Origin of the sequence: Enterococcus sp. DIV0756 (assembly GCF_051710745.1) — a bacterium.
Classification (GTDB): domain Bacteria; phylum Bacillota; class Bacilli; order Lactobacillales; family Enterococcaceae; genus Enterococcus_A.
In genome coordinates, this window is the sequence record NZ_JBIOLF010000002.1 from 447,398 (window position 1) to 473,843 (window position 26,446).

The 26,446-nt window shown below is 40.6% G+C and carries 26 protein-coding genes; 5 read left to right on the forward strand and 21 right to left on the reverse strand.

The window, feature by feature from the left end:
- Positions 1–119: 119 nt before the first annotated feature.
- Positions 120–866 carry a DeoR/GlpR family DNA-binding transcription regulator gene (locus tag IGI44_RS18605; RefSeq protein WP_438789428.1) on the reverse strand — a complete coding sequence of 249 codons (747 nt, stop codon included), beginning with the start codon at positions 864–866 and terminating at the stop codon, positions 120–122.
- A gap of 148 nt (positions 867–1,014) precedes the next feature.
- Here IGI44_RS18605 and IGI44_RS18610 point away from each other — a divergent pair, with 148 nt between their 5' ends.
- Together IGI44_RS18610 and IGI44_RS18615 are read left to right on the forward strand one after the other, a co-directional pair.
- Positions 1,015–1,791, forward strand: a complete 777-nt coding sequence (locus tag IGI44_RS18610) for a glycyl-radical enzyme activating protein (RefSeq protein ID WP_438789429.1) — start codon at positions 1,015–1,017, stop codon at positions 1,789–1,791.
- A gap of 181 nt (positions 1,792–1,972) precedes the next feature.
- Positions 1,973–3,835: a sigma 54-interacting transcriptional regulator gene (locus tag IGI44_RS18615; RefSeq protein WP_438789430.1), complete on the forward strand. Its 1,863-nt coding sequence runs from the start codon at positions 1,973–1,975 to the stop codon at positions 3,833–3,835.
- 98 nt (positions 3,836–3,933) lie between these two features.
- On the opposite strand, the gene IGI44_RS18620 is transcribed toward IGI44_RS18615, so the two are convergent.
- From IGI44_RS18620 to IGI44_RS18715, 20 genes are all read right to left on the reverse strand, one after another.
- Positions 3,934–4,704 carry an ABC transporter permease gene (locus tag IGI44_RS18620; RefSeq protein WP_438789431.1) on the reverse strand — a complete coding sequence of 257 codons (771 nt, stop codon included), beginning with the start codon at positions 4,702–4,704 and terminating at the stop codon, positions 3,934–3,936.
- A gap of 4 nt (positions 4,705–4,708) precedes the next feature.
- A complete protein-coding gene (locus tag IGI44_RS18625; RefSeq protein WP_438789432.1) occupies positions 4,709–5,641 on the reverse strand; it encodes an ATP-binding cassette domain-containing protein in 933 nt (310 codons plus the stop codon).
- 2 nt (positions 5,642–5,643) lie between these two features.
- Complete coding sequence (locus IGI44_RS18630) at positions 5,644–6,192, reverse strand: PadR family transcriptional regulator (RefSeq protein WP_438789433.1); 549 nt, start codon at positions 6,190–6,192, stop codon at positions 5,644–5,646.
- A 344-nt stretch (positions 6,193–6,536) separates the two neighbouring features.
- On the reverse strand, positions 6,537–7,232 hold the full coding sequence (locus IGI44_RS18635) for an RraA family protein (protein WP_438789434.1): 696 nt from the start codon (positions 7,230–7,232) through the stop codon (positions 6,537–6,539).
- Positions 7,205–8,233 carry a hydroxyacid dehydrogenase gene (locus IGI44_RS18640; RefSeq protein WP_438789435.1) on the reverse strand — a complete coding sequence of 343 codons (1,029 nt, stop codon included), beginning with the start codon at positions 8,231–8,233 and terminating at the stop codon, positions 7,205–7,207. Before IGI44_RS18640 ends, IGI44_RS18635 begins: the two co-directional genes overlap by 28 nt.
- A 13-nt stretch (positions 8,234–8,246) precedes the next feature.
- The gene (locus IGI44_RS18645; RefSeq protein WP_438789436.1) at positions 8,247–9,662 is read right to left on the reverse strand and encodes a DASS family sodium-coupled anion symporter; all 1,416 of its coding nucleotides are present in this window, start codon (positions 9,660–9,662) and stop codon (positions 8,247–8,249) included.
- A gap of 21 nt (positions 9,663–9,683) precedes the next feature.
- Positions 9,684–10,853: a metallo-dependent hydrolase gene (locus IGI44_RS18650; RefSeq protein WP_438789437.1), complete on the reverse strand. Its 1,170-nt coding sequence runs from the start codon at positions 10,851–10,853 to the stop codon at positions 9,684–9,686.
- Positions 10,854–11,227: 374 nt separating this feature from the next.
- On the reverse strand, positions 11,228–11,905 hold the full coding sequence (locus IGI44_RS18655; protein WP_438789438.1) for a DUF2922 family protein: 678 nt from the start codon (positions 11,903–11,905) through the stop codon (positions 11,228–11,230).
- Between the two features lie 58 nt (positions 11,906–11,963).
- Positions 11,964–12,347: a hypothetical protein gene (locus IGI44_RS18660; RefSeq protein ID WP_438789439.1), complete on the reverse strand. Its 384-nt coding sequence runs from the start codon at positions 12,345–12,347 to the stop codon at positions 11,964–11,966.
- A 576-nt stretch (positions 12,348–12,923) separates the two neighbouring features.
- Complete coding sequence (locus tag IGI44_RS18665; RefSeq protein ID WP_438789440.1) at positions 12,924–13,871, reverse strand: serine hydrolase domain-containing protein; 948 nt, start codon at positions 13,869–13,871, stop codon at positions 12,924–12,926.
- Positions 13,872–13,949: 78 nt separating this feature from the next.
- Positions 13,950–14,618 carry a helix-turn-helix domain-containing protein gene (locus IGI44_RS18670; RefSeq protein ID WP_438789441.1) on the reverse strand — a complete coding sequence of 223 codons (669 nt, stop codon included), beginning with the start codon at positions 14,616–14,618 and terminating at the stop codon, positions 13,950–13,952.
- A gap of 168 nt (positions 14,619–14,786) precedes the next feature.
- Complete coding sequence (locus IGI44_RS18675) at positions 14,787–15,779, reverse strand: GGGtGRT protein (protein WP_438789442.1); 993 nt, start codon at positions 15,777–15,779, stop codon at positions 14,787–14,789.
- A gap of 3 nt (positions 15,780–15,782) precedes the next feature.
- Positions 15,783–16,484 (reverse strand): hypothetical protein, encoded by a 702-nt coding sequence (locus tag IGI44_RS18680; RefSeq protein WP_438789443.1) that lies wholly within the window; start codon positions 16,482–16,484, stop codon positions 15,783–15,785.
- On the reverse strand, positions 16,481–17,281 hold the full coding sequence (locus IGI44_RS18685) for a hypothetical protein (protein WP_438789444.1): 801 nt from the start codon (positions 17,279–17,281) through the stop codon (positions 16,481–16,483). Before IGI44_RS18685 ends, IGI44_RS18680 begins: the two co-directional genes overlap by 4 nt.
- A gap of 10 nt (positions 17,282–17,291) precedes the next feature.
- Positions 17,292–18,701, reverse strand: coding sequence for an aldehyde dehydrogenase family protein (locus tag IGI44_RS18690; protein WP_438789445.1), 1,410 nt, complete (start codon positions 18,699–18,701; stop codon positions 17,292–17,294).
- A 16-nt stretch (positions 18,702–18,717) separates the two neighbouring features.
- Positions 18,718–19,638: a hydroxymethylglutaryl-CoA lyase gene (locus IGI44_RS18695; protein ID WP_438789446.1), complete on the reverse strand. Its 921-nt coding sequence runs from the start codon at positions 19,636–19,638 to the stop codon at positions 18,718–18,720.
- 11 nt (positions 19,639–19,649) lie between these two features.
- Positions 19,650–20,843 (reverse strand): CaiB/BaiF CoA transferase family protein, encoded by a 1,194-nt coding sequence (locus IGI44_RS18700; RefSeq protein ID WP_438789447.1) that lies wholly within the window; start codon positions 20,841–20,843, stop codon positions 19,650–19,652.
- 234 nt (positions 20,844–21,077) lie between these two features.
- Positions 21,078–21,584, reverse strand: a complete 507-nt coding sequence (locus tag IGI44_RS18705; protein ID WP_438789448.1) for a 3-isopropylmalate dehydratase — start codon at positions 21,582–21,584, stop codon at positions 21,078–21,080.
- 2 nt (positions 21,585–21,586) lie between these two features.
- On the reverse strand, positions 21,587–22,855 hold the full coding sequence (locus IGI44_RS18710) for a 3-isopropylmalate dehydratase large subunit (RefSeq protein WP_438789449.1): 1,269 nt from the start codon (positions 22,853–22,855) through the stop codon (positions 21,587–21,589).
- 19 nt (positions 22,856–22,874) lie between these two features.
- Positions 22,875–23,999, reverse strand: coding sequence for a 2-methylaconitate cis-trans isomerase PrpF family protein (locus IGI44_RS18715; RefSeq protein ID WP_438789450.1), 1,125 nt, complete (start codon positions 23,997–23,999; stop codon positions 22,875–22,877).
- 522 nt (positions 24,000–24,521) lie between these two features.
- Here IGI44_RS18715 and IGI44_RS18720 point away from each other — a divergent pair.
- The 3 genes from IGI44_RS18720 to IGI44_RS18730 all read left to right on the forward strand — a co-directional run bounded on the left by IGI44_RS18720 (position 24,522) and on the right by IGI44_RS18730 (position 26,390).
- A complete protein-coding gene (locus tag IGI44_RS18720; protein ID WP_438789451.1) occupies positions 24,522–24,905 on the forward strand; it encodes a hypothetical protein in 384 nt (127 codons plus the stop codon).
- On the forward strand, positions 24,905–25,786 hold the full coding sequence (locus tag IGI44_RS18725; protein ID WP_438789452.1) for an alpha/beta fold hydrolase: 882 nt from the start codon (positions 24,905–24,907) through the stop codon (positions 25,784–25,786). The genes IGI44_RS18720 and IGI44_RS18725 overlap by 1 nt, the downstream gene beginning before the upstream one ends.
- A 73-nt stretch (positions 25,787–25,859) precedes the next feature.
- A complete protein-coding gene (locus IGI44_RS18730) occupies positions 25,860–26,390 on the forward strand; it encodes a DUF1097 domain-containing protein (protein WP_438790297.1) in 531 nt (176 codons plus the stop codon).
- The last annotated feature ends 56 nt before the right edge of the window (positions 26,391–26,446 follow it).

Consider the following 26,446-nt stretch of genomic DNA (forward strand, 5'->3'; position numbering starts at 1 on the left):
TGCAAAATTAGTCAATATGAAGAAGGGATATTCAAAACAAAAAAAAGAACTGCACATTTGTGCAATTCTTGAATACCGCTCTTTGATTCTTACTCCACAAAAATAGCGTCAATTAACGCTTACTTCACAGTGATAACATCGATCTGGTTCTCATTTAGGAAAGTGCGCGTGGAGGCTTCAATCCCGGAATCGGTAAAAACTTTGCTAATCTCATTAAATCCAAACTCAGATACCACGCCGTTTTGAGTAAATTTGCTGGAATCCGTTAAGACAATCGTGTGCTCCGCCGCGGTTGCTAAGGTTCTAGTCGTGTCGCATCTCGTGATATCGCTGCCGGTGAATCCTCGTTTCAGATCAAAACCATCGATCCCGACAAATAGCTTATCCACGTAAAACTCACTGATCACTTGCTTCACTAATGGTCCGACATTAACCTGAGAATCCTTTTGATACTCGCCACCGATTAAGATTACCTTCACTGAGTCTGCTTTTCTTATATAAGAAGCAATGAAACATGAATTCGTAATGATCGTAATATCATTTCGATTGAAAGCCAATTCTTCTGCTAACAGCGCACAAGTGGAGCCAGATTCGATCATGACCACGTCGCCGTCATTAACGATTTTACTTGCCTCTAAGGCAATTTTCCGTTTTAAATCGTAATTTTGCGCCAATCTATAGTTGATATCATCCATATTATTTAATAACGCAAACCCGTGCTGGCGATGCAAAAGGCCTCTTGATTCTAATTTATCGAGATCTTTTCGAATGGTTACTTTCGACACGTTTAGTAATTCCGATAGCTCATTTACTTCAATTTTCTTCTTTTGGCTTACTATCGAAATAATTTCTTCTTCCCTTGTCATAGTCAACCTCCTCTATCCCTTTTAGATTACCATATTTCCTGTCATGCAACAATATTTTAAAACCATTAAGTTTCGTACGTAATATATTTTATTTACGAAAACAATATTATTTGCTAAAATACAAGTGAGCTAGGAAAGGAGCCTTACCATGAATGACAAAGCGTGTATCTTCAATATCCAAAAATTTAGTATTCATGATGGTCCGGGTATCCGAACCGTCGTATTTTTCAAAGGCTGCCCGTTGAAATGCTACTGGTGCTCAAACCCTGAGTCACAAGATGGCAAGCCAGAAAACATGTGGGATAACCAAAAGAAAGCTGTCACTACCGTTGGTGAATACAAAACCTTAGATGAAATTATTGATGAAGTGATGAAGGATGAACCGTTCTATGAAGAGTCTGGCGGCGGGGTCACCTTATCTGGTGGCGAAGTCCTTTATCAGGCAGAATTCGCCACCGAATTGCTTCGACAGCTAAAAGTAAAAGGCATTCATACTGCCAGCGAAACAACGGGCTTCGCTAGATCCGAAGTTTTTAAAAAATATATTGAACAAGTCGATATTTTATACTTCGATGTGAAGCACCATGATGAGAACGAACATAAAAAAGGAACGGGAGTCTCATTGAAGCCTATCTTGAATAATTTAACCTACGCCCTCAACGAACATCCGAACCTAGTAGTAAGAATCCCGGTCATCCCGAACTATAATGACGGAGAAGCAAATGCTGAAGCGTTTGCTCAGCTTTTTAATCAGATGGGGATCACTACAGTCGAGCTGCTGCCTTTTCATCAATTTGGAGAAAAGAAATACGACTATCTTGAACGAGAGTACACGATGCACGATATCCCTCAGCTTCATACGGAAGATTTGGATTACTTTAAAGCGATCTTTGAGGAGCATCAGATTTCCTGTTCAGTTCACTAAAAAGACTTCATTCTGGAACGCCGAATATCAGCAAAAGGCATGGGATCATTTATTTGACCCCATGCCTTTTTGTTAATTCGCTATTTCCCTTCAACTAACTGTCTGTGTCAAAAAACATTCGCTATTTAACGCATTTCATTTTGAAACCCTATCGTGTAAAATGAAACAAAAAGGAGATTTTATGAAGACTGAAAATATACTCATCGTCTCTCCTTCTGAGAATTTTTCGAAGCAGACCCGTCTGGTGATGCAGGAACTAGGTCGGCAGTTCCAAATCATCGAGACCTCAGGAGAGCAGTATTTTGAACAGATTCAAGAATACATTCAACGACACAAGGTTTACGTCATTGTCACCCGCGGCTACAATGTCCAGTTTTTAAGAGAACGTTTGACACTCCCTATCGTGGATGTTCGCTATACGTTTGAAGATATCTACTACTCTTTTCAACAAGCTCGGTCGCTTTCAGAGAACATCGCCTTCATATCCACCGATATTATACGTGACCAAACGAGTGCTTTTCAAACCATCACCGACAATCAAATGCTCATCCCAACAATCAACACCCTCAATGATATTCCTAAAAAAGTAGAGGAATTGTTCAATCAGGGAATTGATGTTTTTATTGGTGGAAAGGCAACCGAAGATGTGGCTAAAAGGCTCGGTGCACACTCCATTGATATTCTGGTAGAACCAGGGTCGATAAAAACCGCATTATCCGAAGCGATGCATTTGGTCCAGCTAGATAAGGAAAAGCAAAAAAATCAATCCTTCATCAGCGCGATTTTAGAAGCAACCGATACGGGAATGATCGCGATCTCGATGGATAAAAAAATCAATTATATCAACAAGAAGGCCAAATTGTTTTTAGAAAATGACTTAGACTCCTTCATTGAAACCACCCTTGTAGAGAAAATCAATGAAGCCGCGGAATCAAACGACAATCTGATTAACCAGCTCCTCACCGTCAATCATCAAAACTTGATCTTTAATCTTTCGCCCATCATGATTGAATCCGAGACAATCGGCTTCTTGGCATCCTTTGAAAAGCTTGATGAGCTGCAAGTAAAGGAAGGCGATGTCCGAACGAAGCTCTCCACAAAAATTACTGTGGCCCGCCGTACTTTTGATAGTTTGATTGGATCGAGTCCCGAATTGTTAGCAGTCATCAAAATGGCAAAGCGGTATGCGGAAACCGAATCTGTGGTGCTGATTAACGGAGAATCCGGAACGGGAAAAGAATTGTTTGCGCAAAGCATCCACAACCGTTCACCCCGCAGAAACGGACCGTTCATCGCAATTAATTGTGCCTCGCTATCGGAGAATATCTTAGAAAGTGAACTTTTCGGCTATGTGAAAGGCGCCTTCACCGGAGCCATGACCGAAGGAAAAGCCGGTCTTTTTGAAGCCGCCCATAAAGGCACGATTTTCTTAGATGAAATCGGTGAGGTTTCCTTGAACTTCCAGGCCAAACTCTTGCGTGTGTTACAGGAAAAAGAAATCACGCGTATCGGTGATACAAAATCGATCCCTGTGGATGTGCGAATCATTTCTGCTACCAATCGTCAGCTGATTTCCATGGTGGAGGAAGGAGATTTTCGCGAGGACTTATACTATCGGTTGGCCGTTCTTCAGTTAACGATCCCACCGTTGCGCGATCGAGCAACAGATATCAATGAATTGGTACTTTATTTCCTTGGCCGGTCAAAAAAGCCGTTAAAAATTTCATCCTCTGCGATTCAGTTATTGTCGACGTATGAATTTCCGGGAAATATTCGCCAATTGGAAAATATCACTGAACGTCTAGTTGTATTAAGTGATAATGCCACCATTGATGACGAGCTTGTTCGCGACATTTTAAACAACGAACCTCGTTTGAAGAAAACAATCCCTGCAAACGAAGCGACGTCTATTCCAGAGAACGAGAAGGAATTAATCGCCCGCACCTTGATTCGCTTCAACAACAACAAAACCTTGACCGCAAAGGAACTAAAAATCAGTAAATCTACCCTATGGCGCAAAATCAAACGCTATCATCTCGAATAGCGGCAATAAGAAAGGCTTCGCGACTTGCTCACTTTGTGCTGCCAAGTCCGCGAAGCAGAGTGTCATCAGTGCATACAGATGACACTGGCTCATAATGATTACTCTGTTGTTTTACGCTTGTACATATGAAGTGCAGCTACCCAAAATACAATGGCTAATCCAACACACCAAAGTAGCGCTGTACACAGTGTCTTCTCCGATAGTGGTTCATTTAGGAGCAGAGAACGAACCGTGTCTATGATTGATGTCATTGGCTGGTTTTCCGCAAAAATGCGAAGTATAGGCGGCATAGTTTCTGTCGGCACAAATCCCGAACTTAAAAACGGCAGTACACCAATCAGGGTCATTAGCCCGGACGCTTCTTCCGCAGTTTTGGCGTACATGCCAATCAATACTGCCAGCCACATCATCATTATGATATACAACACCACAATGCCCGCAACTATGAGCCACCCAGCTAATCCAGCCTGCGACCGGAAGCCCACCAAAATCGAAACGAGAACTGCAATCGCTGTAGTCACGATGCTCTGCAAAACTGTTGCCGCTACATGCCCTACCAATAGGGATGATTGGGCAATCGGCATGGTGCGAAAGCGGTCAATCACTCCTTTTGCGACATCGTTAGTTAGTCTGACAGAAATTGAGGGCGCACCTTGTCCGATGGTCAGCAGAATAATCCCTGGTACGATATAGTCAACAACGCTGTAACCGCCTACATCCATTGCCCCACCAAACACATACACAAACACCGCTAACAGTGTTGCTGGCATCAAAAGAGATAATCCGATTGTACTCGGATGCCGAAAAGACAGCTTCAAACTGCGTACAAACATTGTTTTTGAATCGCGTAATAGTAACCCTTGTCGCATAGGTTTATCCTCCCTTCTTTTCTCCAATCAATGTAAGAAAAGCATCTTCCAGTGTGGGCTGCTTGGGAGCGAACCTCACCATTTCAACATTACTCTGATTAAGACGATTTAGAATATCCGCAAACTGCATTGCACCACCGTCTGTTTGAATATCTAGTGTGTACTCACGATCACCGCCGTAACTTGCGTACTCACTAAGTAATTCTAATGCCTTTGCCAACTCCAGCTCGTTTCTGAATTGAATTTGTATAATGCCTTGTGGTATTTTTTCTTTTAGTTCTTCTGATGTGCCGTCCGCAATGATTACCCCTTCATGCAAAACTACGATATGGTCAGCTAAGTATTCCGCTTCGTCTAAATATTGCGTCGTCAGAAATACTGTTGTGCCATTGGCTGCCATTGATTGTATAATCTCCCACATTGCCAGCCGGTTTTGTGGATCAAGCCCTGATGTCGGTTCGTCCAAAAATACAACAGGGGACTGCCCCATCATGCTCATAGCGATGTCCAATCTGCGTCGCATACCGCCCGAATAGGTCGACACCGGCTTATCGGCTGCAGTCGTCAGACGAAAAAGCTCCAACAATTTTTCCCCTTGCTTATTCTTATCCGGCAAATGCCGCAGCTCTCCGATGATCCATAGATTTTCGCGGCCTGTCAAAAGCTCGTCTACCGCAGCAAATTGGCCGGTAAGACTGATGCATGCGCGCACCTGTTCGGGTTGCTTGACAACATCACAGCCGCATATTTCTATACTCCCACCATCGGGACGTAGAAGAGTTGCCATTATTTTAATGATTGTTGTTTTCCCTGCACCGTTAGAGCCTAGTAGAGCAAAAATCTTCCCCTTCGGCACGGTGAAACTAACCTCTTTTAAGACGTGATTATCCTTATAAGATTTTGTCAGGTTTTCTACTTTAATAGCTTGCGTAAACATAGCTAATCACCCTCATTCTGTAAGAACCCCGCAAGCGGCCTTTCCTCCTTAATATATTGAATCCAGTGTGTCGTGTTTTGCAAGAGCTGATAGCTAAAGTAAAATGCTGAAAGCTCAAAGTATTCCCTATCACTTAGATTTTCGGTGGATAACTGCTTTTCCACGACTTGCAGTTGCCCCAATAACTGCTGTGTGTAAAACTCATACTCTTGTAGTCGTTTCGTGCGTATTTCCTTCGGCAATTCACCGAGCAGAAAGATTTTTACCAGATAGTTGTCTCCGTCAGTGTTTGGGTCAAAGGGTGCTGAAAGCCAATCTAAAAACACTGCCTTGCCAGCCTCCGTTGCCATATAGTATTTTTTAAGCATTTTCCCCTGCATCTGCTCGTTCATAGTCAGATAGCCTTTAGCAGTTAGCTTTTTCAAAGCCGGATATAGCTGACCGTGGCTCACCTTATACAAATGACCTATTCCTTGTTCAATTCGTTTTTTGATGTCATAGCCAGTTAATTCTTCGTGGAGAACCATACCAATTACAAGGTAGTCAAACATTCCCTCACTCCTTTCAAACATGTCTATACGACATATTATAAAGACCTATTCTCACACTGTCAAGAGTAGGTAAATCTACGTAGCTTTCTATTCGTTATTGTACCTCTAGCAGACGTTCTTCTTTAATCGCAGGAGCAAAATGCGCGACTGCACCAGAAATGATTTTGAGAAATGGCAGGATTACTCTGTCTGCTCATTTTCAGGCAAACTGGCGCTACTAGTAGGCTTAAACCCTTTGGTGTGTGGAGGTTACGAACAAAAAAAAGCAGAAACGGCTTAGCTCTACGCCGTTTCTGCTTGCTATACTTTTATATTGGATTGCTAAAATACGTTTTTTTGTCTCCTTAGCAATACGGGGAGTCAATAAACGCTACGTCTTTGGATTCCAATGTTCGATCTACCCATGATCGATCGGCTGAACCAGAGGATGCTTTCTGAACCTTCGCACTGTCAGCCTCGGCATTTTTTTCTGCTTGATCGATTAAATTCGGCGCATCTTCTTTTGAAATGACGATTACCCCATCTCGATCACCTAGAATGATATCACCTGGTTGAACTACGATATTGCCGATTGAAATCGGTGTATTCACTTCTCCAGGGCCTTCCTTGAATGGCCCCGCAGGTGTTGATCCAGTCGCATAAATCGGGCATTTTTCATACGCAATCACATCGAGATCTCGGATTGGTCCATCAATCACAATCCCTGCAACCTTTTTAAAATCCGCAAGGTAACGGTACATGATCTCTCCCATGATTGCGCGTGAACGATCGCCTTCATTGGAAAGGATGATGACATCCCCTTCTTGCGCCATATTTAAGGCTTGATGCAGCATCAAATTATCGCCTGCGCGCGCCTTTACGGTCAGCGCAACACCGCACATTCTTTTTTCTGGCGATGATTGCAGCTTGATTTCTGGTGACAAAGCAGAGGTTCGCGACATGCAATCCGCAACGTTTGCGGCAGGTAACTCTCTAAAGCGTTCAACTAACCCTTTTTCTGGTAACTCTCTTTTTAAATAGACGCGGTTTCCAATGGACATGCGGTCTTTTCCTCCTTCAAATCAGTGTAAATCGTTGCAGAATCCCAATCAATTGCTTTCACTGGCCAGCTCGGTTCTTTTCCTTCTGCCACTTCAACAATCCCCATTGCTGAATGCAGAGAGGCACGATTGGTTGCTTCGACAGTAGCGGCTCCGATATGGGGTGCTACAACGACGTTATCCAAGTAAAGAATTGGGTTTTCTGGATCAACTGGTTCTAGCTGCAAGACATCCAAGCCAGCTGCGGCGATCACATTATTTTTGCAGGCTTCGTACAATTCTTTTTCATTGACGACCATGCCGCGGGCAGTGTTAATGAAGAAGGCCGTTGGTTTCATCATTTCAAATTGCTCTTTGCCGACAAATTCTTTGGTTACTGTAGTTGTTGGACAATGCATCGAGACAAAATCAGACTCTTTAAAGATGCGATTGATATCACGAACGACTTCCACCCCTTCTGGGAAATCTTTGGCTGGTTTGTAAGGATCGTAAGCCAACACTTTCATGTGGAAAGCATCGCGGCATTTTTCTGCGACGCGTGAGCCAATATTTCCGCAGCCGATAATACCGACTGTTTTACCATCTAATTCAGATTTTGGTGTACGTAATTTTGCTTTGTAATAATCTTCAATGAACGTGTTCTTCACTTTTGTAAAGTTGCGTGAGCAGTAAAGCATGTAGAAGACTGCGGTTTCCGCAACGGATGTAGAGTTCGCTGTCGGGCAATACAAGACTTGTACCCCATGATCTTTTGCCGCTTCTAAATCAACGGTATCAAAGCCGGCACCGTGACGAACGATGACTTTTAATTTATCCGCTGCTTCAAAAACTTCGCGGGTAATTTTAGATAAACGAACCACCATGGCATCAATGCCTTTAATGTCGCGAATAATATCTTCCGTTTCCATTCCTGAACCTGTAATTAACTCATGTCCACGACTTTCTAAGTAGTCGCGACCCTCTTCCATGATTTCTTGAGGTAATAATACTTTCCATCCCATATTTTTTCTCTCCTTACCAAAGTCCGATTAATTTCCAATACGGCAGACCAACAACGGTGAATATAATTAGTGCTACCCCTACCATAATTGTGCCGATCTTCCAAAACTCTTTTTGTGAAACATAATTTGAAGCAAAAGCGATTAAACCAGCGCCATTTCCGTAATGGGTTAGCCATGAACCGTAGCTGGCAAAGAAGGCCAACAACAACGTTAGAACCATCAAATCTGCTTGTGTCCCCATCGCGATTGCGAAAATTACTGGGAAGAAAGACGCCACGAAAGCACTATTCGACACAAAGAAGTAACGTACCGCTAGACTTGCCAGCACTAGAACATATGTGACCACGAGGCCATTGACACTAGATAGATCCAAAATTTTCTTTAGCAAATCAGCCAGCCAAGTGTAGAAACCAGCATTCGCTAAACCAGTCGCAACACCGTAAAAGGCACCGTACCAAACGAAAATATTCCAGGCAGCTTTCGCACCGATCACATCATCCCAATTTAAAATACCGGTGATTAAGACTAGTGCTAAGAAGACAAAGCCGACATTTTGTGTGCCTAAGGCCAAAAAGGTTATCTTTGGACCAAACATCCAGGCTAAAACAGCGAAGATAAAGATGACAAATAATTTCTTTTCAGCCGACGTTACCTTGCCCATTTTTTTCAGATTTTCTTTGGCTTGAATCTTCACATCCGTCAATTCAGTTAATTCTGGCTTATACAGCTTGTACACCACAAATGGTCCAGCTAATAAAACTAACCCCGCTGGCACAACTGAAGCCATAAACCACGTTCCCCAAGTTAATTGAATATCCAACATTTCTAAAGCTAATGAAGCCGTAATAGCGTTGGTGGCCATCCCAGTCAAGAATAAAGCGGAGGTACTTTGTGAAACAACGTATGAAAGCATGGTTAAATAGCCACCCAATTTTCTTGGATTCTTATCAGGATAAGAATCTACCCCTTCCGCGATATTACGGAAGATCGGATAAATGATCGTCGTCCGTGAAGTGTTAGAACCGGTCGCCGGACTAAAAATCAAGTCGGTCAGCATCATCAAGTAGCCCAAGCCCAAAGTTGAATTTCCCGAACGTCCTAACAAAATATACGCCATCCGGCGACCCAAACCGGTTTTCACAAAGGCAGTACAAACAATTGTTACCGTTGCCAAGAACCAGGCCATGCTGTCGCTATAGCCGATTAAAAGTGTTGCCGGCTCCATGAACATGATGCCAAAACCAATAATGATTAAAGTGATCACTGGCTCTGACATTGGTCGAATAACTAGACCAGCTAACAAGCCAATGTAAACAGCTACTAAGTGCCAGGTGTCAACTTCTAATCCAGATGGAGCTGGAATGTTCCACAAAATCACTGGAATTGCCAGCACCACCGCTAACTTTATAATTGTTTTCCTATTTAACATCGAGCGCTTCCCCCTATCGGCCTAAAAATCAATTTGTCTAAATACAACGGTTCCATTTCGGACAGTTAATTGATTCTTGAATAATTGTTTTCCAGTCATCGTTTTTCCAACCGTATCTTCAAAGATCGTTTCCTTATCGATGATCTTAAAGATGGAGATATCTGCGCTCGCGCCAGGTGCCAATGTTCCGATCTCGCCTTCAAGACCCATGATTTTCGCTGGCGTAGTCGTTACAGCCTTCATGATGTCTTTCATTGATAAGCCCATGTTCAAGTATTTCGACATGATAAATGGCAGGTTCACCACTTTTGATGGGTTGTAGCAGTTTTTACATGTGCAGTCCGTACTAATAACATCTGGCAAGAAGCCGTCTTCAATTGCTTTGTAGGCTACATCGAAGTCAAAGTGAGCGACACCGTTAGATGAGTCGAAGATTACGCCGCGTTCACGAGCATCTTTGATTTTGTCTAAAACTTTACCGTCTTTGTCTAAAGCGATGTTGCCAACCCCATGATAGATGTGCGCGTAAATGTCTCCTGGTCGGAAGTACTCTGCTAATTCCCCAGCATCAATCACTGGGTCCGTTGTATGGACACAAATCGGACAGCCGATCTCTTCAGCGATCTTAATCGTTTCAATCAATGGTTCCATATACAGGTTTCTATCTTCCAATAAGTCCTTACTGAAGCGTAATTTCAAGCCGATTAGATTATGTTTGTACTCATCAAACGTTTGAATAATCTTATCGCGGTTAAAGTTTTTCGGATCAATGTTTTCCAAATAGCCAGTAGGACCTCCGCCTAACGTTGCCAATCCAACATTCACGACATTCAGATAACTCTTGATACGAACCACACTCGGCGTAATAATCGAATTATAAAAGCTTCGATAATTTCCCCAGCCAGCACTCCCCGCATCAACCACAGAGGTAACACCATTTGGTAAAAATGAGGAATTCGGTTCCACACAGATTGGTGCGCCGTTATAAAATACATGGGCATGAAAATCAATCAAGCCTGGAAATACATAGCACCCTTCTGCATCAATCACTCGCTCAGCGGTTAATGAGGATTCATCGACACCAGAAATATCAACGATCTTATTTCTTTTCACCCCTACACTTTTTACTTCATCTGTATTGGACGAAGTGTCATACACGCGTCCATTTTTAATAAGAATATCTAACTCCATTAAAAAACGCCTCCTTCTTTTACTTAATTAGAAGCAAGTAGCGTGCCAATGTGAAATCCCATACATATTCAGCCTTAACGCGTGTCAAACCATCAAAAACAGCATTCAAAATGAAATATCTATTTCATTTTGAAACACTTTGAAACGATTTTTTCTTTTGAAAACGCTCTATCTTATATGTGGATTTTTTCACTATAAGTGAGAGCGAGACTGTTTATTATCCGCTGTTCCCTTATTACCATCTAATAAATAAATGACTCCACGACAAATAGCCCGCAACGTTTGCGGGCTTAAAAATTTGCTTTCAACTTTTCAATGCTGATTATTCCCCCTCATACCAACGTTGGATTTTCGATGAGGCAGAACTCGGCTGTTTATTCTCGTTTACGCATACGATTAAGCAGCCGTTTGCGTTTCTTCTTAGGTTTTTCCGGCGGCGATTCTTTGTTTGCGGAGACAATTGCTTCTTTCACTTCCTCCTCATATCTCGCAGTAATGATCAGCTTGGCTGGCGTAGATTCGTCGTCCAATACGAGGTCTTCTACCGAAACGACACCGGACGGCAAACAAGCTTGAATCATCATCATGGCCTGATTTTCATTGATATCCTGCGGATGAACACTTGGAGGTAATTCGATTGTTTTGATCAGCCAGCCTGATTTCGGATGCACTTCGGTAATCGTAAAGTCTTCAGGAAAGCGGACTTGTCCTGTATTTTTGACAGACCTCGGCTGTGGTTCTTCCTTTACAGACGGTGATTCCACCACTGGTTCTGTTCCAGCTGACTCCAACATAACAGCCATTGGATCATCAGCTGCGTTCTCTTCTCGATCATCAAATAGCGTTTGGACTTCTTGCACGATGATTCTTGCATGCAAGACTTTCTTGAACAAAGCCACTCCGTCTTTTTCAAACAAATTCAGCTTAGTTAATTTAGTTAAGGCTGCTTTGATTTGATCCGCAGTTTTTGTCGGATCAAACTGCTTTAATTTTAAATGATGGGACCTGCCATTTTCATCAGCAAATTCCGCATCCAACGTAATCGTTTTCATTTTTAAGTTTTCTTCCTTTCGTTTTTTATTTCTTCTCCACCTCGTCTAGGAAGCACGCTCATGATTCACCGAATCCCATTAACGGTTCATTCGTCCGTTGACTAACTAATTCCTCAGACTCTTCAGCGACATAGGTTTGCGCTGGGAATAACTTGGCAGTCAATAATTGCCATTCGTTCTTTCCAAAATAATCAATAAAATAAATATAATAGCGACGCATCGCTGCAGTCGATCGTGTTTTTAAGAAAATATAATTCGCCAATCCCCTCAGAACACTCTTGAATTCTGATTCGCAAAGTTCCGCCCGCACTTGCAGCGCAATCAACAGTTCGATGGTGGCCGTGCCATCTTTTGTTTCATGGTAAAATTTACGAATCCGTTTTTCGACGGTTTGCCGTGATAGCGTGAATAGATTTTGGTTCGTGATGCCGTATTCTTGCAACTGGGTTTCCTCCTTGTTCGTTTTTTGGTTGATCCTCACGCCGAATATCATTCTGCTAAACCGCTCTATTGCTATTTTTTTGAGCTAAATAGGTTGCGAATAGTAAAACTGATATCTTTGTTTGGAATAATTCTTTGTTAAGATATCTACACCAACAACATACGCCTTTTTCCTCACGAATTACAAACCAATTTATTTAGATCAATTAAATAATAATGATAGTCAAGAGATAACCATTGTAATGTCAATTCTTAAAACACCAAAAAATAACAGAAAAAAGTCTCCAAACAACCTTTTTTGATTACCCTATTGATCAATTAATACTTCCCAAACGCCTAGCAAGTAGTCCTTTCATGCATTGGTCTTTACGTCTAGATGCTATCAGGTTGTGTGGATACGCATACCTTTTAACGTTGACCATAACACCCATACAAGGATTTTGACCTAAAAAATCATAGTCACGAGTCACTGCGTTGTTCTTAACGCAATAACTCATGACTATGATTGAACACTATATTCGACAATTTGATCGATTTTAGTCTGGTATTTTAGCCGTTTTAATCCTCATTTTCCCCATCATACTTTCATCACCAGCTCTTGCCATATCGCCTGCCGCAACGGAGAGAGTGGATAGTCCTCATGCCCCATCTCGTCGGTTGGTTCTAGGCCTAACACGCTGATCACCACATTTTTTTTAGGTATTAGAATGCCGTATTGCCCAAGAATTCCCCACATAAAAATGACATCATTTCCACGATCAACCCATATCTGATACCCATAGCTTGCCTTCATCGGAGGATCGTTTGGAGTCCACTCATCACTTTCAACATGAGGAAATACCATTTCGTCAATAAACGCTTCCGACAAGAGACGCTTCCCGTTATAGACACCTTTATTTAGTAGAAATTGTCCAAAATTCCCTACTTCATCCACGTTTAATTGCAGCGCATTGCCTGCGATCGTGTGTCCCAGTGGGCAGCTAGTCCATTCGACATTATGAATTTCTAGAGGTTCAAAAAGACGATACCTTAAGTACTCCCTTAAATTCTGCCCCGATTTCTTCTCGATTAGACCCCCTAGGAGATACGCATTTACATTGTTGTAACGGAAAGTCGTTCCCGGTTTATAAACAAAAGGCGCGTGTTTGAAGAAATACCGAACCCAATCTCGTTCATATCGCCGTTCATAGCCAGCTCTGCGAAGCATTCGTTCACTCACACCCGAAGTCATCGTCAATAAATCCCTAACAGTTATTTTTAAAGCGTTTTCATTTGTCGTATCATAGCTTTCTTCGGGAAAATTCTCTACGATTCGATCCTCTAAAGAAATCAATCCTTCCTCTATGGCAATCCCAACACCAACAGCCGCAAACGTTTTTGAAATAGAGTAGGACTCAAATCTTGGTTTTCCTGGAAACCTGCTCCATTCATCAACAATCTGTCCATCCTTTCGAATCTGAGCGGCTAAGACATACAGCTTTTTTTCTTCAGTTTCTTTCAAAAAGGCCTCTACTAATCCTGTCATGGGAACAACCTCCTATTCGTTATTCACAGCAACTCTACTACAAGGTAGACATGAACCAAAATATCTCGCTTTATCCGATTAAAACAACAATTTTTTAAAACAAGAAACTTCGAACAGCTCGCACATAATCTGTTCCTTTAACATAGCACGAAAAATATAAAGGTGTAAATACACCGCTTTTTTTCCAATCATTTGTGAGCTGCCCGTAAGGTACAAAAATAACCCAGCCACTCTGCCTTTATTTTCATAACGCTTTACCCAATTGTAGAGATTGGTGTATTTCACATGATATTTGACGGCAGTTTCACTGTAATCATAGTTGTTGGCAATGCAATAAAGCACCATTTCTAGGCGTTCTTCTAAACTGAATTTTTTCGTTTGACTCACTTTACTTCCACCGCTTTCTGATTTGAAGTCTCCATGAGTAGTATATCTCTTAATCCAGTCTCGTAGTTGTGTTCTACTTCTTAATTTATATCTTTTAGCTACTGTTCTTAAACTATCTGTTCCATTCAGATAATCAAGAACAGCTTCAAATTTCAATTCTTTGGAATAGCACTTGTTCGTTTTTGCAGCGAGTAATCCAGTCGGTCCTTCATTTTCATAAATAGCGTTCCAATCCAAAATAGTAACCGGGTCAACACCAACTTCTTTAGCTGCTTGCTTTAATCCAATTTCTCTATTAAGAACCTTTTCTACAACCATTACTCGTTCTTCAGCACTGAGCTTCAGTCTTCTTTTTCCCATAATAAATCCCCCTAACTAGGATTTAATTATTTCTTTGTCCTAGTTAGAGGTAGCGTATCAATAGATGATTGAGTTTTATAGTAAAAATAATTTTAATCTTGTTGGATATTTCGTCCACACACATTCCGTAAACTCTAGAAATCTTATCCCAACATCTCTCATTCATTTTCAAATTTGACTTATTTCTACAGCAAGTTTCACTGTCGCTCCAACGATCGGATTATTTCCCATACCGATAAATCCCATCATAGCAACATGTGCTGGCACCGAAGATGATCCGGCAAAAGTCGCATCTGCATACATTCTTGCCATCATATCAGTCATTCCGTATGACGCTGGTCCTGCGGAGATTTCATCGTGATTCAACGTACGCCCAATCCCACCGCCAGAGGCAACCGCAAAATAATCCTTATGATTATCGTTACAGATTTTTTTATAGGCACCGGCGACTGGGTGTTGGAATTTCATCATATTGGTGGCATTACCCGAAATTGAAACATCCACATTCTCGTGCTCCATAATTGCCACACCTTCACGCATTTCATCAGCACCAAAGCATAAAATGTTCTTTCTTTCACCTTCTGAATAAGAAATTCTATCTGTGATGTTCAATTTTCCTGTATCAAAATTAAATTGTGTTCGAACATAAGTAAATCCGTTAATCCTTGAGATAATTTGTGCAGCATCTTTCCCTAGTCCGTTTAGAATAACTCTAAGTGCTTTTTTTCTGACTTTATTTGCGGAAAGTGCGATACCCAATGCTCCTTCTGCCGCGGCGAAGGATTCGTGGCCGGCTAAAAAAGCAAAGCATTCGACTTCTTCACTTAAAACCTTACTAGCTAACTTTCCATGCCCAATACCAATTTTTCGCTCCTGAGCAACTGAGCCATCTAGACAAAAGGATTGCAACCCTTCTCCAAGAATCAGGGCAATTTCCTGAACTTTCTTTTCACCTTTTTTTATGGCGGCAGCGGCTCCAGCAATATAAGCCCAACTGGCGTCATCGAAGGAAATCGGTTGTACACCTTTTACTAGCTTGAAAATATCCAAACCTTGTTCTTCACAGATTTTTCGGGCTTGATCTAAATTAGAGATATCATATTTACTTAGAAAGGCTTCAATATTTTTCTTTTTGCTTTCATAATTTGTGAAATTTGGCATGAGCTACTCCTTTCTTGGATCAATGTACGTTATAGCAGAATTATATCTGCCATAAGTATTGATCGCTTCTTGATAAGCTACTTCAACAGCTGTTCCATCAGAAATCAACTTCATCATTTTTCCAATATCGATACTTTTATAGCCGATGATACTGCTCGTTTCGTCTAACCCTAGAGAAGTGACGTACCCTTCTGTTAATTCGAGATATCTCGGCCCCTTCGCATTACTGCCATAAGAGGTTCCCACCTGGCTTCTAACCGTCTCGCCTAGATCGTCGTAAGCACTTCCTATTTCCAATCCATTTTGGGAAAAAGCCGTCTGACTTCGTCCGTAAATCAGTGCCAAAGTAATTTCACGCATTGCTACATTGATTGCATCACAAACTAAATCTGTGTTGACCGCTTCTAATAGCGTCTTTCCAGGTAAAATTTCTGCCGCCATCGCTGCAGATTGCGTCATCCCGCTGCAGCCTATTGTTTCAATTAATGCTTCCTCAACAATTCCTTGCTTCACATTAACCGTTAATTTACATGCGCCCTGTTGAGGAGCACACGTTCCAGCGGAATGACTAAAGCCTGAAATTTGATTTATTTCTTTGACACTTGAAAACTCTCCTTCTTGAGGGATTGGTGACGCTCCATGATTGAAGCAGCGGTTCACCACCCCCATGCTTCTTAATTTACATGTTTCACAAGACATACTCATGCTTTCTCCTCCATCTCCATTTTTTCAAGAAAAAATTCTTGAACCTCATCCAAAATTAGAAAACCATTGTGTCCTGCATCTGATACCAGCTCAAAATCAACAGGTATATCTTTTCGCTTCAAAGCATCTCGCAATAAACGGCAATTTTCGATTCGCGTTCTTGCTAATCCTGATTCTAACTCAAGTGGTTCTGTGTCATTTTCTCCAGCGATAATTTGAACGGCTACTTTTTTTAAATCAGAAAACGAGATTTTTCGATCAAACGCTTCTTCAATATCCCTTACTCCTGCCGGCCAGCTCGCTTCACTATCAAAAAGTGTGATGGTTCCTGGTGCGCCAATTGAGACGGCGGACAACAGCTCTGGATAAAGATAGAAGAATCGATGAACAAATTGGCCTCCGCTGGAAAAACCATGTAGATAAAACTGATCTTCGATAGGGAAATTTTCCCTTAATTCCTTTACAATATCTAACAACCATCGATCATACCGCCGAGAATAGGTTTCATCTTTTAAAATATTATAATTTGCCAATTCTTTTTGTCCGATCGGATTTGCCGGAAATAACGGTGCTAGAATAATAGAGTTTGTTAATTCAGCAAATTTCTTAAACCGGTTTCGATAGCCTTCTGCTCCTCGTTCAGTTCCATGGATTAGTACGATCAAACGATAGTTGTCGAGTGTCTGCTCAAATTTATGAGGAATATACAAATAATAGGACAAACTTTCTTGGTATTTTGCTTGAAATGCCGTACTATAAAACATCTCATTTTTAGGAAATTCAAAAGACTGATTCATAATCTACCTCCTAAAACTCCAAGTTTAAATCACCAAATAACTCATCATCAGAAGGACAAACTCCTTCAATCGGATTGGCTATCCAAGTATTATTCATAAAATGTTTTAAAGAAATATTTTCAGAGACGATATTGCCGCCCCAAGTGCCACACCCGATTGACCCAGAAAATGGATAGCCAGCCTGCCAATCCCCAGTATTAACATAGCTATTTGGTAAGTTGACATTTACTCTTGCGGTAAAAGTCTGTTTAGCAAATTCTTCGATCTCAGAAGGGTCTGTTGAATAAATGCCACAAGAATGTCCTGCTCCAGAATATGCATGATTCGCATTAATAATGTCTATTCCCTCTTGTAAATTCTTCGCCTTATAAATAGTTAATACCAGACACATTTTTTCACCAGACAATGGATAGTTTTCCCCGGAGCCTTCTTCTTTGACCATAATAAATTTCGTTTCTTCAGGGATTTCAATCCCAGCAATCTTAGCAATTACTTGAACTGGCTTAGCAACGATATCTCGATTTAATGCATGATTTTTAGGCCACTCTGGAAAGATCGCTTTTTGTATTTTTTCCTTTTCTAACTCGGTACATAAATACCCGCCTTCTTTTTCAAGTGCAGAAAGCATTTCAGAATATACAGAATCCTCGATAATAAGCGCATTATCACATGAACAACCAGCCGCTAAATCACTAACTTTACTCAACATTGTATTGCGGGCAGATTCTTCCAGGTTCGCTGTTTTCGATACAAAAAGATTTGCATTCCCTGCCCCCACACCGTAAGCAGGCGTTCCAGAGCTATAGGCAGACTTGACCATTCCGGCTCCGCCAGTCGCAACAATCAAATCTGTTTGTCGCATAATTTCGTTTGTAACGTCTAAAGAAACCGTTTCGGTACAAACCAGTAAATCTTCTGGCAGATCAAAATCTTTCAGAATTCCTCGCATGATCTTAACGACTTTTAAGGTTGTTTGTTTCCCCCGGGGATGCGGTGAAAAGACCATCGCATTTCGGCATTTCAAAGCAAACATCGCTTTAGTTATTGGTAACATTTCAGGCTGAGTACTAGGAATGACTGCACCAATTACGCCTACTGGTTTTGCCATTCTCAGTAATCCTTTTTCAGGTATTTCTTCAATAATACCTACCGTTTTTTCATGCTTAATGTCTCGATACACACCTTTAACCTTTTTTTCTATCTTATTAATTTTAGAGGTGTAATCTCCCAACTCCGTTTCACGTAAGGCAAAATCAGCCAGTTCATGCTTCAGCTCAGCTCTTGTTAGTTTATAAGCGATTGTCCCAACAACGTTATCAACCGTTTCTTGATCTAGATAATTTATTTTTTTTTGAGCAATTCTTGCTCGATTGACTAATGATTCTACATATTCTTTGGCATTCAAATTATTCTTTTTCATTCTATTCTCTCCTCCGCTAAACCAACAGTTCCTTTTCTTTATATACATTGAAAATGTGGCTGTTAATATTGCCTGCTCCAATTTTTTCCGCTAGAAATCTTGTAACATCCAAGTATTTTGATAAATCAACACCTGATTCTATTTCCATTTTATTTAACATATACAGTAAATCTTCAGTGGCAGTATTGCCTGTAGCCCCTGGCGCAAATGGACAGCCGCCCAACCCTCCAAGGGTCGATTCAAAACTAGATATTCCCGCTTCCATGCCTGCATACGTATTGACCAGTCCCATACCTCTTGTGTCATGTAGGTGCAAGCAAATCTTCTTATCAGGGTTCTCTTGGATCACCTGCGTTGATAAATCATAAACCTGCTGAGGATTGGCGACTCCAATTGTGTCACACAGAATTACTTCGCAAGCTCCTAGTTCAAAAACCTTACGAACAATCCGTAAAGCTTTTGTTTCATCAATACTTCCTTCAAAAGGACAACCAAAGAAAGTCGCTAGATCCACTCGAACATCTAAATTTGGAAATGAACAGATCACGTCCTCCAACTCAGCAAGGCTCTCTTCAATGCTTTTATTCACATTGGCCTTATTATGCGATTCGCTCACTGATAAAACATAGGTTATTGTCTTCATTCCCAGTCCATCAGCGATCTCAGCTCCTCTTTTATTTGGAACCAAACAAATAATGTTGATCTCCTCTTTGTTGTAGCTAGATAAAATATCTACTGCAATTTCCTTCATGTGTCTCATTTGCGGAACAGCTTTTGGATTGACAAACGATCCTATTTCTAGCTCCTTGACACCGCTATCAATCAAACCGTGAATGATTTTCAATTTATCTTCAACCTTGATCTCAGGAGCAAGATTTTGAAAACCGTCTCTCGGGCCAACTTCAATGAAACGAATCTGATTTTTTCGATTATCCATCATCATCACTCCTAAATAACGTTATTTTTTCTTAACTCATTGATCTCATCTATATCCATTCCTAACAGACTTGTATAAATATCATCATTGTGTTGTCCCAAATCTGGAGCAGGTGTTCTGAATCCTGTTTTCGTTTCAGACATTTTTATATGTGAATTTGTCACTTTTATTTTTCCAACTTTAGGATAGTCAACCTCCACAAACATTTCTCTCGCTCCCACAATATGTTCGTCCTTGCTTACATCCTCTATTGAATAAATCGGCGAACAAGGGATGCCTTTTGACATCAATTTCTCTAAAACCTCTTGTTCTGAATAGTTTCTTGTCCATTTTGAAACAATTTCTGAAACTTGTTCATGATTGATGACTCGATTTCGGTTGACATTAAATCGTTCATCCTCCAACAGCTCCTCTTTTTCCATAAGCTTTGCGAGTAGAACGAAAAATTTATCGTTTGCGCAAGCAATTACAACATGTTTTCCGTCATTCGTAGGAAAAGTATCATAAGGATAGGAAGACTCATATCTATTACCGATACGTTCTGGTAATCTGCCCTCGATAAGGTAAATCTGATTGATGATCTGCAGGCTTGCTACTAATGAATCAACCAGAGATACATCTACTTTCTGTCCGATTCCCGTTGTTTTGCTATAATGCAGCGCACCAAGAATCCCAATTGTTACTGATAAACCAGCCATTGTATCTGACATCGGTCCTCCAGTGCGGGTTGGAACCCCACCAGGCCAACCAGTTACACTCATTAATCCGCTCATGGCTTGCCCAATAATGTCATAGCCAGGGCGATCTTTGTATGGGCCAAAATGACCAAAGCCGGAAACACATCCATAGACTAAAGAGGGATTCAATTCCTTCAATGTTTCGTAACCAAGTCCTAATTTTTCCATTGTACCCGGCCGGAAATTTTCAACTAAAATATCACTTTTTTTAACCAGCTCTTTAAAAATGGCTTTTCCTTCTGAACTTTTTAAATTCAACGTAATGCCCTTTTTATTTCGATTCATGTTCATAAAGTAGCCACTCTCATCTTCAAGAAAAGAAGGAAAGCGTCTCGAGTCATCGCCAAAATTTGGAATCTCTACCTTAATCACTTCAGCCCCCATATCCGCTAACATCATCGTCGCATACGGTCCAGCTAAAACTCTGCTCAAATCTAGAATTCGTACACCCTCTAAAGCCTTCTCCATTGTTCTCGCTCCTATCTCGTATTTAAGTATTTATTTTTTCAAAAACCGAAAAAATAAGTTTGGTTCTCGCCACGTATATCATCCAACTAAACAGTGCTTTTTTTATTTGATTTAGTTCTAGATATTCCTTTGTTCTTTGACTACTGCCAAAAGTTGGACTGACATCCTATCTCGTAATATGGTATTTATTTTTTCAAAGCCTGAAAAAAATAAGTTTGGTTCCCGTCACGTATATCATTGAAACTTGCTAGACGTTGGACTATCAAGTTTTAAATATTCAATTAATCCACCTGCATCTAACATTTTTTGAATGTGCTCTGGCAATCTACTACACGAATATGACGTTTTCTGCGACAGATTGATCAATACTCCTTCTTCAAAATCAATCCCAATTTCATCACCGGCTTTAATCTCTTTAGCTTGAGGACAGATAATTGTTGGAATCCCTAAATTTATGCAATTTCTGTAAAAAATCCGGGCGAATGAAACAGCGACAATTGCTTTTGTGCCTAAGTATTTTAAAGTAAGTGGTGAGGTTTCCCGGCTTGAGCCAGAACCTAGGTTATTTCCAGCAACTAAAATGGTTCCCTGCTTAAAATTTTTAGCGAAATTCTCGTCTATCGCTTCCATTGAATGAATAGATGCCTCTTCGATACTCAACTCCATATATCTGGGTGGTGAAATAATATCGGTATTAATATTGTCGCCAACAACATAGGTTCCTCCTCTAATCAACTCCATAATTAAATCTCCTTCATATATTTTCTTGGATCAGCTACTTTTCCTTCGATCGCACTAGCTGCTACGGTTAATGGTGAAGCTAAGTAGATCCCTGCGTCCTTACTACCCATTCTGCCAATAAAATTTCTATTTGAAGTTGAGATGCAGTTTTCTCCAGCAGCCAGAATTCCAGAATGTAATCCTACACAAACGCCACAGGTTGGCGAAAGAATCGTAGCACCTGAATTAATAAAAATATCCATCAACCCTTCTTGCAAAGCTTGCTTCCAAACCGTTTTGGACGTTGGCGAAATAAGTAAGCGGACACCTGATTTTATTTTTCTGCCTTTTAATATTTTGGCTGCTTGTCTCAAGTCGTTGATTCTAGCTCCAGTGCAAGAACCTATATAGGCTTGATGAATTTGAGTATCAGTAATATCTGTAACTTCAAAAACATTATCTACTTCATGGGGACAAGCAACTTGTGGGACTAATTTTGTTGCATCAAAAACAATTTTTTGGGACACATCTGCATTCAAATCACTTTCGATCCGATATTCAGAAAAATCTGCACCAATCTCATTTAAAAAATCCCAGGTTTTTTCATCAGGAGAAATAAGGCCGACCTTTGCTCCCATCTCGACAACCATATTACTGAGGCACATTCTTTCATCCATCGAGCACTGTCGAATCGTTTCACCAATATATTCAACCGATTGATACGTTGCTCCAGCATGTCCAATATTTTTAATCGTGTGTAGTGAAATATCCTTAGCCATTACACCTTCAGGTAGATCACCTTCCCATTCAACTTGGATGGTTTCAGGTACTCGAAACCAGGTTTTTCCTGAAAGCAAAACGCCTAGCATTTCAGTCGAGCCAACCCCTGTAGCAAAAGCTCCAAATGCGCCGCCCATACAAGTATGAGAATCTGTACCCAAGATAATGCTTCCCGGTATCACATGCCTTTTTTCTGCCATCACCTGATGACAGGGTCCTTCAAACTCATAATATTCATCGATGTTGTTCTCTTTGGACCAATCCCTAGTGAACTTAACAATTTCTGCCTGCTTCTCATTTGCTGGTGGTGTATAGTGATCAGAGATGACCACCGTTTTCGACGTATCCCATACCTCTTCACACAAACCATTCAATCCTTCAGCTATTTGTACCCGCGGGCCAAGTATGTCGTCCATCATTGCTCGATCTATATCAATCCAGACGATATCTCCAGCATGAACAGTTGTCTTTGCTTTTTCAGAGAGAATTTTCTCTGCCATTGTTTGTCCCATCTTTTCTATCCTCACTTTTCTAATTAATGAATACTTTCCCTTCCATAATCTTTCGAGCGGTTCGATAGACTTCCGCTACTTTTGCTTTGCCTTTCTCATCTAACACAATTTTGGTGGAAACAATTCCGCTTGGATGTCCAATATTCACGTGATCCTGATTGATAAACTGTCCATTCACAATTAGAGCGTTAACTATACTTCCCTTTAACTTGGCAGCAATTCCCGTTGCAATAGTTCCAGTGATGGGATAAGCCTTATGCAGGCTCTGCATAAAAATAATCTTTGCGCGAAAATCAACTTTATCTTCATTCACCGTTAAGCCATTCATTCCGACATAGTTCTGTTTCTTAGCAACCACAGCAAAAAATGGATTGTATGGACTCTTTTCAGTAGCATCAGACGCCGCTTCGACTAATCCGAAAATTTCAGCAGCTTTGCTTCTGATTTTTTCAATTAGTGCCATTGTTTTTGCATCATTCGTAAAATCAGAATCAAAATTCACGCCTAAACAACTAGATGTAATGAAAACAACGGGATTTCCAGCATCAATCAGTGTTACCTCAAAGGATTGATCCTCAACAATAATGTGATCAACAACTTTTCCAGTGGGTAAAATGGCACCAGACACACCCCCAGTACAATCCGACCAATCCAACTCAATTTTCGATCCAGTACCTGGAACACCATCGATTTTATACTCTCCATTGGTAACTGCTTTTCCATCTTTGACTTGAACTTTAGCTTTCAAAATTTTATTAGTATTCGTCATGTGTATATTGACTGTCGTGTATGGTTCAACAGCTTTTACAAGTCCGTTGTCAATCGCGTAGGGTCCCACAGCTGCGGAGATATTTCCACAGTTTCCTTTAAAATCAACGATTGGCTTGTCAATCGATACTTGTCCGAAAGTATAATCAATATCAGCCCCTTCTATAGTGGACCTACCAATAATCGCCAATTTACTCGTTAAAACATCTGCTCCGCCTAACCCATCAATTTGTCGTTTATCGGGACTTCCAAAAACGCTCAAGATCTGTTGCTCTCTTTTTTGTAAATTGCGTGAGAGTTCTTCTTCTTTTAGGAAAATACCTTTACTTGTTCCGCCTCTCATAATCGTGCAACTTAATATTTCAAAATCTGCCATAATATGTTTGCTCCCTTCCTCACTTTCTTATAAGCAAAATCCGTGCCATCCTTCAAAAGGTGATAAAATCAACATAGTGAGACAAATAATTGCAGATTCTCCTTGCACAAATAGAAATAAATTGCATTTTTGCACCATAGCTCCTGCGAATAAACGTTTCCTATTAAAAGAGTGAAAAAAAAATGTTTTGATTGATATAATTAGGTACACAAGATTAAACAAAAAAGCGGTGCATTTTTTCACGATAATTCCATTTTTGCATCAAAAAAATGCGTTCACTCATCAAATAAATGTAAGCGCATACTAATTTTCGCCCTCATACAGCCATTTCCTTTAACCCCAATAAGTTGGCATAGCAATTGCTTAATAGAGAGATGAAAGTAGCAAATGGGAGTTGATGCGGATGATTGTTTAATTCATGTAACAAGAGCGAAGTCCAGTAGACGAAAGTTTAATCATCCTTCGAGCTTGTTTGGTATTTGTTTTATCGGAATAATATGTTGAAGAATTGGAGGAGAAAAAATGTTAAATTTTGATTTAAACACTTTTGTGAATACTGCAACAAAAGATCCAGAGTTTTCCAGAGAAATCCGTTATTTCAATGGCAGATTACAATTTGTGATAGGTGAACGTTGCTTTACTCTGACTTTTTCTGATGGTACGTTGGTCAAACACGAAGAAGGAACTTTCATTGATCCTACAGTCGAGATTCTCATTCAAGGGGATGACTATCTATGGGAACAAATGCTTAAACCCATTCCAAAACCATTTTTCCAATGTTTACAGACCACCCAAGTTCGTCATGGTATGCAAGTAAGCGATAAATTCTATACTTTCGCCTATCTTCCTGCATTGAATCGGATGGTCGCAATTATGAGAGCCCAAGTAAGTGGAGGTGTGAAATAATGAAAGCAAAATTCGAAGAAATTGTCGGACGTTACGTGAATTTTGAAATAGATGGAATCGAATATCGTGTCTATTATGAAGAAGCTGGATCAGGCATCCCACTTTTAGTCGGTCACACTGCTGGATCTGATGGACGACAATATCGGCATCTTTTGAATGATCCTGATGTAACAAGCAAATTTCGAGTAATCGCTTTTGATTTGCCTTATCATGGAAAATCTTTACCACCTTACGGAGTTGAATGGTGGACCCAGGAATACAACATGGATAAAAAAGGCATGATGGACTTTCCTAACATCTTCTCAGAAGTGTTAGGCTTAGAGCGCCCAGTTTATATGGGGTCTTCCATGGGCGGTCATTTAGCGATCGATCTAGCAATTAATTATCCTGAAAATTATCGAGCAACGATTGCCTTGGAGGGCGCGTTAAAATCAGCGAAGGAATATCGTGATTTTGGTGTAGAGGGTGTTCGTCGAGAATTCGATCATCCGTGTGTGAGTCGGACTTCGACGGGTGCTGCCATGCTGTTAAACATGTCACCTACCTCTCCAGAAGCCGCAGTCCGTGAGACACAGTGGATGTATATGTGCGGCGGCCCTGGAGTTTTCGCCGGAGATCTCTATTATTATTATGTAGATCATATTCTTTCAGCAGAAGATGTTGCGCAAATCGATACTGAAAAATGTATGCTCTATCTGTTGAATGGCGAATACGATCCAAACACACCTCCTGCCGACGGGAAAGTGGTGGCCGATATTGTTAAAGGAAGTAAATTCACAGCAATGAAAAATCTTGGACACTTCCCTGCTTCTGAGAACTACCCTAAATTCAAAGAATATATTCTTCCGATTTTAGATGAAATTGCTGAAAAATTTCAATAAGTGTTAGTCATTCAAAATATGCATGAATATCAGCCATATTCATGTCTCTTGAGGAGGTGTTTAGAGATTGAAAATGAATAATCCAAAATTCAATTTAAATTTTGCTCTTTGGATGGGTGTTTTGGGAGGGATCTACGTATTTTTATATTGCATTTCTCCTTTAGCGAGTTATGGTGTCATGTACGCGACTTATATTGCTTTTCCGATATATTTTAACGGCGGAGCAAAGAAAGATGAATTCTTTAATTATGCGTTCAGCTCCATTCTCGGTGTACTCTGGGGAATCGTTTTTTTACAAGGTATCGAGATCCTGAGTTCATTAGGTATCTCTAGTGAACTTTCTCAAGCACTTGCGGTTTGCATTCTGACTACTATTTGCGCTTCACTTCATCTCATAATTCTTGATCGAACATTTTTTAATAAATTACCTGCAATATTTGGCGCCATCGCAGCTACTTTTTCAACTGGTGGAGAAAAAGCTATTCCCTTGATGATTACTTTGTTTTTAGGTGTAGCACTTGCTTATATTTCTGCATATGCACTAAACATATTAGACTCAGAGGGGAATTGGAAATTTAAGAAAGAATCAACTGAATCTGAATAATCTGGAAAACTGCAAGGAGAAAATCATCTGATTTTTCTTTGCAGTCTTTCTGCATT